At 45.0% G+C, this 13,251-nt stretch carries 14 protein-coding genes; 7 read left to right on the top strand and 7 right to left on the bottom strand.

Annotated features, from left to right (window positions below; all coding sequences use genetic code 11):
* Positions 1–29: 29 nt before the first annotated feature.
* The 5 genes from KKOR_RS01285 to cutA form a co-directional block, all read right to left on the bottom strand.
* Positions 30–935 (bottom strand): FAD:protein FMN transferase, encoded by a 906-nt coding sequence (locus KKOR_RS01285; protein ID WP_012800197.1) that lies wholly within the window; start codon positions 933–935, stop codon positions 30–32.
* A 14-nt stretch (positions 936–949) separates the two neighbouring features.
* Positions 950–2,254, bottom strand: a complete 1,305-nt coding sequence (locus KKOR_RS01290) for a DUF3570 domain-containing protein (protein ID WP_012800198.1) — start codon at positions 2,252–2,254, stop codon at positions 950–952.
* A gap of 35 nt (positions 2,255–2,289) precedes the next feature.
* A complete protein-coding gene (locus tag KKOR_RS01295; RefSeq protein WP_012800199.1) occupies positions 2,290–2,514 on the bottom strand; it encodes a DUF4266 domain-containing protein in 225 nt (74 codons plus the stop codon).
* Positions 2,511–3,050, bottom strand: a complete 540-nt coding sequence (locus KKOR_RS01300) for a TlpA disulfide reductase family protein (protein ID WP_012800200.1) — start codon at positions 3,048–3,050, stop codon at positions 2,511–2,513. Before KKOR_RS01300 ends, KKOR_RS01295 begins: the two co-directional genes overlap by 4 nt.
* 214 nt (positions 3,051–3,264) lie before the next feature.
* On the bottom strand, positions 3,265–3,618 hold the full coding sequence (cutA, locus tag KKOR_RS01305; protein WP_012800201.1) for a divalent-cation tolerance protein CutA: 354 nt from the start codon (positions 3,616–3,618) through the stop codon (positions 3,265–3,267).
* A 67-nt stretch (positions 3,619–3,685) separates the two neighbouring features.
* Between cutA and KKOR_RS01310 the strand changes: the two genes are divergently transcribed.
* From KKOR_RS01310 to KKOR_RS01335, 6 genes are all read left to right on the top strand, one after another.
* Positions 3,686–4,210: an FxsA family protein gene (locus tag KKOR_RS01310; protein ID WP_012800202.1), complete on the top strand. Its 525-nt coding sequence runs from the start codon at positions 3,686–3,688 to the stop codon at positions 4,208–4,210.
* A 171-nt stretch (positions 4,211–4,381) separates the two neighbouring features.
* Positions 4,382–4,672: a co-chaperone GroES gene (gene groES, locus KKOR_RS01315; RefSeq protein ID WP_012800203.1), complete on the top strand. Its 291-nt coding sequence runs from the start codon at positions 4,382–4,384 to the stop codon at positions 4,670–4,672.
* Positions 4,673–4,716: 44 nt separating this feature from the next.
* Positions 4,717–6,357, top strand: a complete 1,641-nt coding sequence (gene groL / locus KKOR_RS01320) for a chaperonin GroEL (protein ID WP_041295982.1) — start codon at positions 4,717–4,719, stop codon at positions 6,355–6,357.
* Between the two features lie 628 nt (positions 6,358–6,985).
* Complete coding sequence (locus tag KKOR_RS01325; RefSeq protein WP_012800206.1) at positions 6,986–7,774, top strand: hypothetical protein; 789 nt, start codon at positions 6,986–6,988, stop codon at positions 7,772–7,774.
* Between the two features lie 80 nt (positions 7,775–7,854).
* On the top strand, positions 7,855–8,487 hold the full coding sequence (gene can / locus KKOR_RS01330) for a carbonate dehydratase (RefSeq protein ID WP_012800207.1): 633 nt from the start codon (positions 7,855–7,857) through the stop codon (positions 8,485–8,487).
* Between the two features lie 105 nt (positions 8,488–8,592).
* Positions 8,593–9,402 (top strand): hypothetical protein, encoded by an 810-nt coding sequence (locus tag KKOR_RS01335; protein ID WP_012800208.1) that lies wholly within the window; start codon positions 8,593–8,595, stop codon positions 9,400–9,402.
* On the opposite strand, the gene KKOR_RS01340 is transcribed toward KKOR_RS01335, so the two are convergent.
* The gene (locus tag KKOR_RS01340) at positions 9,399–10,778 is read right to left on the bottom strand and encodes a substrate-binding domain-containing protein (RefSeq protein ID WP_012800209.1); all 1,380 of its coding nucleotides are present in this window, start codon (positions 10,776–10,778) and stop codon (positions 9,399–9,401) included. The genes KKOR_RS01335 and KKOR_RS01340 overlap by 4 nt on opposite strands.
* A 142-nt stretch (positions 10,779–10,920) precedes the next feature.
* A complete protein-coding gene (locus tag KKOR_RS01345; RefSeq protein WP_012800210.1) occupies positions 10,921–11,367 on the bottom strand; it encodes a YiiD C-terminal domain-containing protein in 447 nt (148 codons plus the stop codon).
* Positions 11,368–11,501: 134 nt separating this feature from the next.
* Between KKOR_RS01345 and KKOR_RS01350 the strand changes: the two genes are divergently transcribed.
* A complete protein-coding gene (locus KKOR_RS01350; RefSeq protein ID WP_012800211.1) occupies positions 11,502–13,250 on the top strand; it encodes a vWA domain-containing protein in 1,749 nt (582 codons plus the stop codon).
* Position 13,251: the final 1 nt, after the last annotated feature.

Raw genomic sequence — 13,251 nt, forward strand, 5'->3', positions numbered from 1 at the left:
AAATGCTCTTAAATTTATGTTTTATGCGCTTATCGGCGCTGTATCCAATGCTCAACTTCCTGCGTAGCCAGAAACTCTTCAGCTCCTGGTCCTTGCAGCATAGCCAGGGTCGAAAGCATGCCTGCCTGGGTGCAGTTATTGGCCAGAACGGTTACTGATGCCGGTGCATCGGCAACTGGCCAGCCAGTTTTCGGGTTAAGCACATGACTTAACACTCTTCCTTTATGCTGCAAGAAACGTTTGCTGTCACCACTGGTTGCAACTCCTCCATGCTTTAAGGCTACCTGCGGAGGTACGCTATTCTGTCCCAAGGCCAGTGGCTCAATGCCAATGAGCCAATGCTGACGACTGGCAGGTGGTGCGGTCGCGACTATGTCACCGCCAAAATTGATCAATATCGGCAGTTCGGTAATTTGACGAGCCAGCTGTGCTGCCGAGTCGACTGCATATTCTTTGCCAATGCCACCAAAATCGAGTGCCATGCCCGCTGGCATTTGCAGCATCGGATTTGACCAGGACACCTTTTCCCAACCAATTTTCGGCAACAGCCTATCAATATCCTTCTGGTCAGGGATGTTGGAACTGCCGTCGAATTTCCAGATCTTGCCGAGCAAACCGGAGGTAATATCAAACATGCCATCACTGACCTCAAAACACAGATCGGCAAAATCCAGCAGGCGCGCTGTTTCAGCGTCGACCTCAACGGGCTCTCCGTCCGCGTTGTTGATTCGGTAAATGATATTGTCCGCACGGTAACGACTGAAGGTGCTTTCAATGCGCCAGGCTTCGTCGGCAATAGCCTTGGTCACTTTTTCGGCCAGCTCCTGATCCGAAGTTTCGATAATGACTTCGCATGGCCCCGCCATGGCCGTAAAGTGGCCAGTGACGAAACCTTGCGAGTCTTTATAGGCAATCGAGTGCAATGCCTCATTCATGAGTGAAACTGTCGTTAGAAGGAGTAATTGACTCTTAACATAACGGCATTCCAGTCCGGTAACAAGGTTTGCTGCTGTAGCGCACCGTATTTTTCCGGCTCGGTTGGCGTCTGGTTATACATCTCCAGCGAGAAGCGCCATTGATTGCCCGCCGCCGTCTTCAAACCGTATTCCAACCCCACCGTGATCGCATCGTATTCAGCCAGTCGATAGTCGGATGACGCGAATTGTGGCAAAGCTTGATCCTGGCGCAGATAAGGCTGGTAGAAATCAGCCTGAGTTTGTGTGTAATAGCGGACATGCGGCTGCCAATAATCGCCATTATCCAGCCCAAAGCGATACTTGAAATCGACAGTATGCGAATCAATTTCCCAGTCATCGGTCATATAACGGTAGGATACGTCAAGAATGTCACCATCAATATAGCGTTTGTAACGACCGAATAAGCCGTGCTTGGTTCGCTTGTCTGGACGGCTTTCAAATAAAACGTTAGCAACCGGAATCCCATCATCAAAGTAGTTACCCTGATCATCCAGCACGCTCAGTACCTTGTAAGGATCATTGTGATAGCCATCCGACATGCTGTAAGAGTAGTTGAACTGGAACAGGCTTTCGCGATCAATCACCTGAGTGAGCCCAAGCAATAAATCCAACGTATCTTTATCCTGAGTATCGCTCAATTTGTTTTGCGGGTCGCCAACAGGCTGCATCCGGCCAAAAGCAATCGGTGCTCCACCAACCGGATCAATCGAGTCGAAAGCATAAGATAGTCCGGCAAACAGGGTGCTGTTTCGATTGTTGAAGTCGTAACTGATGTTGCCGTTGATAGACGCTGACAGATAATCGTACTCTTTAGAAATATTGGCGCCTAGACCGGCTTTGGTCATATCGGATACTGGGAAAGTCCAGTTTGCTGCAAGTGCCGCGCGAGTATCTTTAAAAGTGTCGTCTAACGGATATTCATTAGCGTTAACCGTATAACTGGCGTTGCCCGAGGGTCGCGTAAAGGTCAGTGGCTGATCGCTGGCTACTGCGCCACTTGGGGAGGCACCAGTCAGGGAGTCAACGGTCAGCTTTAGGTTCAGGTATTCATCTTCATCCAGACGTTTATTGGCATTGAAAACGGGTTCTATTGCAGAAACACGGCTATCGCTTTCTGAATAAAACAAAAAGGCGGCATCAAATTTCCAGTCGCCAATCGCCTGTTCTTTGCTGACTGGTTCGCTTTTATCCTGCTCTTCTTCAGCATGTGCAGTACCCGTAATGAGGGTTAGCGTTGCGGTAGCCAGTGCTGATTTTAGGAATAGATTTTTCTTCATAGGTGAGTACTCGCTATAGTGTTCTTATCTTGAAATTAATTACAGCCACAACCGCCGCCAGCATAAGCGCGACCACCGCTGGAGGCTTCCTTACTGAAATAGATGTGGTCATCCAGCGCATCAGTCAGGGGTTGCTCATCAAGCGCCATTTCTGGCTTGGCAAGAAGATCTTTTTCCCACGCATTGACGCCCATGGTTGAACAGCCGCTTAGCAAACTAAAACCGAGAATGGCGACTAACAGTAGTGATTTTTGTTTCATTCTGTATCTCCTGAGTTGCTGGTATTGGAAGGCCCAGCATTGAATGATTGAGCGGAAAGTAAGGTTTCAATTTGTTGCTCCAGCTTGGCGACATCTTTTTGGTGAAATCCTCGATGACGGTATTTGGCTGTACCAGCCTGATCGAGCAGATAGCTGGTTGGCATGGCGTCAACTTTAAAGTACTTGGCCAACTCGCCATCCTGATCGTAAAAAATGGTGAAACTGGCTGGATACTGTTCTAAGAACTGCTTTGCGGCACCTGGCTCGGAATCCTCATTGATGGCAATGATGACAAAATTATCTTCACCATAGGTTTTCTGTAATTCATTCATGACTGGAAAGGATTGTCGACAGGGGCCGCACCAGGAAGCCCAGAAATCTACATAAACCACTTTGCCGTGATATTGCTCGAGATTGAGTTGCTCTAACAAATCGTTGTTTTGTCCAGCATCATTAGCTGTGGCGATAGATGATCCGAGTGAACTAACGGCCAGCAGTAGCAGGCTCGGGAAAAGCTGAGGTATATTAAGTCGCATGGAACAAGCCTAAATATGTCATATTAATGTTGGCTAATATGAGTGCAGGCTTGATCTGGAACAACGAACAAATGCGCGTTAGTAGTATTTAAAAGAAGAAAAGGCAGGGGACATATGTCTATAACAACAGCAAGTCGGTTATATAAAGTCAATTATTTCAATGTGATAGCTTATCTGTGGTCTATGTCGCAAAAAAAGAGCAATGAAACTGTGACTAGAATCTAAGACTGTTTTCCAGCCATTCCAGATAAGCCGCTGATGCCTGTTCAATATTGCAACTGATCAGCTCGAAAACATCGTAAGGGTGTTCTCGCTCCAGTAGGTCACCGAGTTCGGCCATTAATTCGGCATGGGTTTTAATAATCATCAATACTTCAGAGTCTTTTTCAACAGAAGCTTTTCCAGACGAATCATGCCAGCGATAAACGCTAGTGACATTGGGCACGATGTTAACGCAGGCAGCCAATTGGTCATTAACCATTAACTCTGCTAAACGTTCCGCAGTGTCCTGATCGGGTGCGGTACATAAGGCGACCTGAAAGTCTTCTTGCTCAGAAAGTCGTGACATATCAATCGAACTTGTGATTTACTCGAATGTCCCCATTATAAAGCTATCGTTTAACAAAGACAGACCTATGTTTTTTCGTTTCTTTTTCTTAATTTTTATTGTTCTAGCCGCTCTCGAAATCTATGTGCTGATTGAAGTCGGCAACTGGATTGGCGCTCCTGCGACTATTGGTTTAATTCTATTGACCGGTATCATTGGTGTTGGCCTATTGAAACACCAGGGCCTATCAGTATTCGAACGCTTTAAAGGCAAGATGCAACAAGGACAGGCGCCTGCGCAGGAAATTATTGAAGGCGTATTATTGATTATTGCCGGAGCCTTCTTAATCACTCCAGGCTTTGTCACTGACACCATTGGCTTTCTATGGCTGATCCCGGTCACTCGCAGTGCTTTCGCCAAAGGCATGGTGAAGGCTGGCTGGTTCAAATTCCAGAAGATGAATGGGCAGGGAAACTTCCACTACGAATATCATCAACACACTGAAACCCGATCCAGCTCCACTCAAGATAGCCATTCCGAAGAGCAAACCAAAGTCAGTGGCAGCCGTGTGATTGAAGGTGAATACGAACGTAAAGATGATGAAAAACAATAGGTTATAAATATTTTCGAAGAAAAGAATAAAAAAATGTAAAAATTAGCACTCAAGCCCCTTGAGTGCTAGCAAAAAGCCCCCATATAAAGCCGCAACTAATTTCTATTAGGTTATTTCTTAAAAACAAACTTTCTATAGTCAGTTAACTACTTTCTATATCAGGAGAAAAACATGAACTTACGTCCATTACATGATCGCGTCATCGTGCGCCGTTTAGAAGAAGAAACAACCTCTGCAGGCGGTATCGTTATTCCTGATAACGCCAAGGAAAAGCCAAGTCGTGGTGAAATTCTTGCCGTAGGTAACGGTAAGCCACTTGATTCGGGCGAAGTACGTGCAGTCGACGTAAAGGTTGGCGATAAAGTATTGTTCGGCAAATATGCCGGTACTGAAGTGAAAGCCGATGGCGAAGAGCTTCTAGTATTGCGCGAAGACGACATCATGGCCGTAATTGAAGGCTAATTAACAGAAATTAACCGAAAATAAACTAATTTTAGAGGAAATTTATCATGGCAAAAGAAGTAAGGTTTGGTGATGATGCCCGCCAACGCATGCTTAAAGGCGTAAATACGCTAGCTAACGCAGTACGCGTAACTCTAGGTCCTAAAGGCCGCAACGTGATTCTAGACAAATCATTCGGCGCTCCAACAATCACTAAAGATGGTGTTTCTGTTGCGAAAGAAATCGAGCTAGAAGATAAGTTCGAGAACATGGGCGCTCAGATGCTAAAAGAAGTAGCATCGCAAACTAATGACATCGCTGGCGACGGTACTACAACCGCAACTGTATTGGCTCAGTCAATCGTTACTGAAGGCTTGAAAGCTGTTGCCGCCGGCATGAACCCAATGGATCTTAAGCGCGGTATCGAAAAAGCGGTTATCGCTGCTGTTGCAGAATTGAAAAACATCTCAGTACCTTGCGAAGACCAGAAAGCAATCGCACAAGTAGGTACCATCTCAGCAAACTCTGACGAAAGCGTCGGCAAAATTATTGCTGAAGCGATGGCCAAAGTGGGCAAAGAAGGCGTTATCACTGTTGAAGAAGGTTCAGGCCTAGACAACGAATTAGACGTGGTTGAAGGTATGCAGTTTGACCGCGGTTACCTGTCTCCTTACTTCGTGACTAACGCAGAAAGCATGCAGGCTGAACTTGAAAGCCCATACATCCTTTTAGTAGACAAGAAAATTTCAAACATCCGTGAATTACTTCCAGTATTAGAAGGCGTTGCCAAAGCAAGCCGTCCATTATTGATTGTTGCAGAAGATGTTGAAGGCGAAGCACTAGCAACGCTAGTAGTGAATACCATGCGCGGTATCGTTAAAGTTGCTGCCGTTAAAGCACCTGGTTTCGGTGACCGTCGTAAAGCCATGCTAGAAGACATTGCGATCCTGACTGGCGCGACAGTGATTTCAGAAGACATCGGCATGAGCCTGGAGAACACCACTCTTGAGCAATTGGGTACAGCGAAAAGCGTACAAATCACCAAAGAAAACACAACCATCATTGATGGTGCAGGTGATAAAGCGCAAATCGATGGCCGCGTAAAACAAATTCGCGCACAAATCGAAGAAACTTCATCTGATTACGACCGCGAAAAATTGCAAGAGCGTGTTGCTAAATTAGCCGGCGGTGTTGCAGTAATTAAAGTTGGCGCAGCCACTGAAGTTGAAATGAAAGAAAAGAAAGACCGTGTTGATGATGCACTACACGCAACTCGCGCAGCCGTAGAAGAAGGCGTTGTAGCAGGTGGCGGTACAGCCCTAGTACGCGTGCTTTCAAGACTAGGCGAACTACGTGGCGACAACGAAGAACAAAACGTTGGTATCAAAATCGCACTACGCGCAATGGAATCACCACTACGTCAAATCGTATCAAACTCTGGTGGTGAACCAGCAGTCGTCGTAGACAAAGTTAAAGCAGGTAAAGATAACTATGGCTTCAACGCCGCAACCGGTGAATTTGGTGACGTGGTTGAAATGGGTATTTTGGACCCAGCCAAAGTTACTCGTAGCGCCCTACAAAATGCCGCTTCGATTGCAGCTCTAATGATCACAACCGAAGCCATGATCACTGATCTTCCGAAAGAAGATAGTGCGCCTGATATGGGTGGTATGGGTGGTATGGGCGGTATGCCTGGCATGATGTAATTTAACGGGTCTTTTTGCTGCATTTCTTTGTTAGGTTAACTTTTACGTTTGGTCATTGGCTATTAGCCAACTCCTGCACTTAAAAAGTTAACCTGCCTCGAACTGAAGCAAAAATCCTCCGTTAAAACCATACCTTGAAAGCCTCGCGGAAGCGGGGCTTTTCATTTTAAGGTCTTATTGCGATGCTCATTGGTTTATTACCCAGATTTTGCATAGAAAAGGGCTTCTCATTACGACTTGCGCCGCGTTACAAAGCAAAACATCGGCGTTAAATACTCACCTGAATCTAAAAGCCCTGCCAATGCTAGGGCTTTTTCTTTTGTGGTATTTCTTTGTTAGGTTAACTGTTACGTTTGGTCATTGGCTAGTAAGTAGCCAACTCCCGCACTTAAAACGTTAACCTGCCTCGAACTGAAGCAAAATTCCTCCGTTAAAACCATACTTTAAAGGCCTCGCGAAAGCGGGGCTTTTTTATGCCTGCATCAAAAGCGGGAAATAGGATGGGTTATAGAATTACCGAAGGTTATTTACTGTGGCAAATGATTATGATTAAAGATAAAGTTGGCCTTGTCTTTTATCGGGCACTATTTTGATGCTGTTCGATTTGAATAAAAATAGAGGAAGTAGGATGGGTACTATAATTAAAGTGGTCATTGGAATAATTATTGGAGCTGTGGGTTTTTGGACACTAGATCAATATGTTATTGAAGGCGCGTTAGTTACAAAACAGACTGGCAATATCAAGCAGGAAGTTCCAATGTCAGGAAATGATTTGAGTCATGCTCAAGATAATAAAGTATCTAATGCTCAGGAAAAAGATGAAGCAGGGGAGCTAGAAAGTTTAACCAATGAAATTGAGTCATTAAAGCAAGAAATGGAAATCAAAAATCAGGAGCTGCTGTCTTCAAAGCTAGAAAGCAAGCGATTGAATGCAATTATAAAAGGCGATGATGCTAGTCTTGATGATTTAAAATTAAACCAAAACAGCGCAAATGATAAGAGTTCTAGCGGCTTGAATAAGTTTGAGGGTATTCCTGAATCACACCATTCATTATTAAGCCGTCCTGAGTCGACGCCTAAAGCTACTTATGAGCTACACAATGATTTAACTAGCGAGGAGGAAGACATCAGTTGGGCAACGATGAAAGAGCAACAGATCAATCACTTCCTTATGAGCTATAAAGATAGTGCTCAGTACATTATACATCGCGTAGACTGCCGTAGTACCCTGTGTGAAATCATAGGGACTGAACACCCTTCTGAGAGAGACATATGGTCAGAGGTTACTGGACAGATGCGAAATCAGGCTTGGTGGGAATTTATAGGTTCTCATACCACAAGTTCGACGGATTCTAATGGTAACTTGCTATTTGTAACTATACTGCAGCGGAATCAAGGTGTGGAGAAAGCAAATTAGAGGTCGGAAGATCTCGCAAGATTAATCGTGGTATTATTCAGCCATTAACTGATTCAGACAGATAACAAGGTTTATCATCAATGAGTGACATTCAGGAATTATTAAAAAACAATAAAGAGTGGGCTGAGCAGGTTGAGAGGGAAAACCCTGGCTTTTTTAAGACGCTGTCGGAGCAGCAGTCGCCGAAGTATTTATGGATTGGTTGCTCCGATAGTCGGGTGCCTGCCAACCAGATCACGGGATTATTGCCTGGAGAGGTGTTTGTCCATCGCAATGTGGCTAATGTAGTATCGCATAGCGACTTCAACTGTTTATCAGTACTGCAGTTTGCGGTTGAGGTGTTGAAGGTTGAGCACATTATCGTCTGTGGTCATTATGGCTGTGGCGGTGTGAATGCGGCTTTAACCAATAAAAAACATGGCTTTATCGATAACTGGTTGAGCAATATTAAGGATGTGTACTTAAAGCATGAAACCAAGTTTAAACCGATAAAAGATGAGCAGGAGCGCTCGAACTTGATGTGCGAACTGAATGTTATTGAGCAGGTCAGCAATGTTTGTCGTACGACAACGGTGCAAGATGCCTGGGATCGCGGTCAGGATTTAAGTGTACACGGTTGGTGCTATGGTTTGAAAAATGGCTTGATCACCGACTTGAAAGCGACTATTAGCGGAAAAGACCAGGTACCAGATATTTTCAATTACGAAGAATAAGCGGTAAGCTGTAGAAGGCTGTGGTTTTGGGGAATCACAACCTGACTAAAAAGTTCGACAAAAAAATTGATGGGTCAGAACAGCCTGATACCAATAGGAGGGGGGATGCGCAGTGATAAGGATAAATCTGTTGGTGAAGTTAGTCAGTCAGCAGAACAGCACTTTACTTATCGGATTTTTTCACCACTAGGGGCTTATCCAGCCCAGAGTTTGAGCTCTCCTTTGGGGCAGCTGATAGTGGAAAAAGATCTGATTGCTTTGGCATTTAAGAATAGTAGCCGAGCTTATGATTTAAAGTTTATGTTGGCGATGCTGTTATCAGTTAATGACGACAAAGGCTTTTTAAAGCTTTATCCCTTCCCTTATAAACACATCTTTGAGTCACGCAGTTATCAAATAACTGGGCAACAACTTCAATTCGATATTAAGCACAAGCTCTCAGAGCACTACCGTCAGAGTGGCGAAACTATTCCTGAATTTGATCTCTATCAGAATGCTAAAGGGGCCTCATTACCAATTATTTTAGGCGGCACTTTATACAGCACTTTTACTGACCTGATTGATATACACCAATTTAACCTTTTATCTGATGTTTTATATCAAACCAATAACGGGCTGCTGAATTTGATTTGTAAAAGCTTGCTGATGAGTAATCAAAATAGCTGCCACATTCAATTTAGTCAGCAAGCGGTTTTGTTTTTATTGGACGCGCTGATTTTGTTCGAAGAGTTTATGGGTAAAAGCAAAGTTGACAGTTCTCGGTTGCAAACTTTGCTGACTCAGTTAGGTGATAATAAAACTGATGCGATAATTGCGAAATATCAATTGGCAGAATCGATAACTCCAATGGAATACCATAAAGCCTTTGATGCTTTATGCCACGCCTTGACTAAACACTTATTAAATAAGGGTTAGCGTCCAACCCACACTTCAACACGACGGTTTTTATTACGGCCGTTTTCGGTGCTGTTAGAAGCAATGGCCCCTTTGCTGCCAAAGCCTTGCACATAAAACGGTTTTACACCTGCCTTTTCAAGCTCACGAGCAATGATCCGCGCAAGTCGTTTAGAGTCATCTTTATCAGTTTCTTCGGTACCTGATTCATAGGTAAATCCGAACAAAAACAGGTCTTCGAGCTGGTTTTGCTCAACATATTTAACCAGCCGCTGAATATCTAGCTTGGCTTTATTATCCAGTTCATCAGTGCCCTCATCAAAGTGGAAGGTGATAGATAGGCGTTTGGAGTCGGTGATCATGTTGAGGTAGCGTGGTGGATAATTACGATTAAAGCGAATCGTTGCATCGTTTACTTTTAATGAAATTAACCCAGTATTTTCAACTACGCTTTGCGCCTGATCCTGTTGCACAAACTGCATAAAACGGCGCGCATACGGATTGGTATTGTTACTCGGGTAATACATATACAGGCGGCGACTTAGCACATAGTCTTCCGTACTGACTGTGAAAAGATTAGGTTTGAAAGAAAGAGCAACCCCAGTTTCTGACAAAGCTAGTAGTTTGGTGTCATTAACATAGGAAAGACCAATAAAACCGATAGCACCAGGTGTTTTGTACACCATATCAGATAGTTCACTTGAAGATTCATATCGTTTGGCGTACTCGGATAGTTTGACTTGATGATGATCGAGGACCAGTGATTTAAAGGTATCAAAGGTTCCTGAATTATCGTCGCGGGCAAACAAACTGATTTTTTGATTGATACCGCCAACTTCTTGCCAGTTGCGAATCTCGCCGGCAAAGATGCGGGCCAATGTTTCCGTGTCCAGGGTGTTGATGACAAGCTGTGGGTGGACAATCACCGCCAGACCATCGACCGCAATGGTCAATTCGCTATCCACTGATTTGAGATCACCATATAAAGCGCGCAATTGCCCACGTTCCTTTTCCTTGATGCGGCGAGATGACATAGCGATATCGGTGTCTTCAGCTGACAGAGCCTTAAAGCCAGTACTAGAACCATGCGCCTTGATATCAACCCCTTTAATCGAGCCGTCAGCGAACTGGCCAAGTACGGTTTTTTCTACCGCATGGGTCACCACGATATTTGTATTAGTGGCGCCTTCTGCTTTCAAGAATTCTTCAACCAATCCAGGGGCGAGTGATTCTCCAATGGTGTTTGAGCCTTTCATTTCAAACAGGATGGTTGCTCTGCTGATATCGCTCTCAGAAAGTGTCTGGCTTTGATTTTTGGTAGTTTTGGCAATTAAGGGCTGTACCAATAGTGTGCTAAGTAATATGGCAGTAACAAGGATTCGCGCAAGTGATGTCATGATCACTCCTGATAGTGTTAATCGAGCGGTTAGAAACAAGTCCGCAGGATTATAAGATCTAACAGGGAGTGGGAAATGACAGTTTTATGACATTACAGTTGAGTTTGCTCGTCAACATGACAAGGTGGAGCTTTAAATAAATTCAGCCTTGTCGGAGTACTGCAAAGTCGGCTTGCATGGTAGCTTTGCTTTCGCCAGCTTCAATCACATCAATCTCAAGCGACAGTCGGCCGCGTCCCCTTGAATCAAATCTTTTAAGAAAGTGCTCAATAATATCTGGATTTGCAATTTGGCAGCTGGCAACGATATCGCCATTGATAGGCTTGCTGTAACGGATGGTGGCGCTAGCCAAGACTACAGAACCGTGACGTTGCCGTTGTTGAACCATATGCGTCACCAATGACCAGCCGGCGAGTGTTGCGGTGGTGTAGATGCTACCGGCAAATGCGGTGTTATGAATGTTCTTATTGGCTTCAAACGGTGCCGATACCTGAATACTGTTACTGGTCAGGCTATCGACCTGAATTTGTAGTGCCTGGGTGATCGGAATTTCTTTATACAGCAGTTGTTGCAGTTCAGCGGCTTCCATGGGTACACAAGGGTTTACAGATGGTAAGAGGTTACTCTAACAATATTTTCGAAAAAGTTAACCCTTTTCCAACTGGTCGGCGTTTATAGCAATGTCATTAACATAAATGCGAATCAAATGGATGGAGCACGAAAATGAATACTGATAAAGCAAATACAGTGAAAACATCATTAAAGATCAGCGTTTTGGCCAGCATGGTTGCCTTGGCAATATCCGGCTGCCAAAACACGGATACCGGTGAGCAAAGAGCTGAGCAAGACAAGCGAGTCGAGATTGCAAAAACTGAGGAGCTGCAGCGACAAAAAAAAGAGCAGGAGCAAGTTGTTGTGACTGGAGCTCGGATCATGTCAGAGGCCAAAGAAAGAAATGTACCTATGTATGATATGGCGATGCCTGCCCCTCAGTCGCCTGGGATCTGGCAGCAGCCTGAAGTGAATCGCGAACAATATCAGCACCTTGATGAATCGGGTATTTTTCTGGCCAAAGAGCAGCCAGTATCGACTTTTAGTATTGATGTGGATACCGGTTCTTACTCCAATGTCCGCCGTATGTTAAATGATGGTTATTTGCCACCGGAAGATGCGGTACGTCTAGAAGAGTTTGTTAATTATTTTAACTATGACTATCAAACGCCCGACAGTACTGAGCAACCTTTTGCGGTGAACACTCATGTATTTAGTGCGCCTTGGAACTCTAATGCCTACCTGATGGAAATTGGTATCAAAGGTTTTGAGCCTGAGCAGCAGGAATTACCGCCATCCAATCTGGTGTATCTGATTGATGTATCGGGTTCGATGAATAGCGAAGATAAATTGGGATTGGTCAAAAAGTCATTAAAACTGTTAGCGCAGGAAAGTAGTGATCAGGATAGGATCTCAATCGTGGTGTATGCCGGTGCCAGTGGTGTGGTGCTTGAGCCGACCAAGGGTAATGATCGCATGGCCATAGAGCAGGCTCTCGATCGATTGAGCGCGGGTGGTTCGACTAATGGTGGTGCTGGGATTGAGCTGGCTTATAAGTTGGCTGAGCAAGCCTTCATTAAAGACGGCATTAACCGTGTGATTCTAGCCACCGATGGTGACTTTAACGTGGGAACGATCAATCGTGAGCAGCTGATCGATCTCGTTGAGCGTAAGCGCGAAAGCGGTATCTCATTCACCACGCTGGGATTTGGCAGCGGCAATTACAATGAGCACTTGATGGAGCAGCTGGCTGACAAGGGTAACGGTAATTATGGCTATATTGATAGTTTGCAGGAAGCGCGTAAATTATTGGTCGAGCAGCGTGCGGGAACCCTGATGACGATTGCCAAGGATGTCAAAATCCAGGTGGAGTTTAATCCGCAGGTGGTGGCTGAATACCGTTTACTGGGTTACGAAAACCGTGCCTTGAACCGCGAAGATTTCAATAATGACAAGGTCGATGCAGGTGAAATCGGAGCAGGACATACCGTAACAGCGCTCTATGAAGTGGTGTTGGTAGGTTCCGAAGGGCGTCGTGTGGATGAATTGCGTTATAGCGAGAAAGAAGTGCAGCAGCAAAAGCTGGCCGATGAGGCAGCGCTGGTGAAATTGCGCTATAAGATGCCGGATGAAGATGACAGTAAACTCATTAGCCATGTCATTGATCGCAAGCAGTTTAACCACGGCGATACTATCGCTGGTGACCGTCAGTTTGCAGCCAGTGTCGCTGGATTTGCACAACTGTTGCGTGGCGGACGCTACTTGAATGGCTGGGATTGGCAACAGGCGATTGAGCTGGCGCAGAATAGCAAAGGCGCTGATAAAAACGGTTACCGTGGCGAAATGATTCAACTGATGAAGATGGCGCAGCTACTGGATGAGCAGAATGACCAGGTTGATGAACAAGTCAGTAACCAATAAG

This window comes from Kangiella koreensis DSM 16069 (assembly GCF_000024085.1).
Lineage (GTDB): Bacteria > Pseudomonadota > Gammaproteobacteria > Enterobacterales > Kangiellaceae > Kangiella > Kangiella koreensis.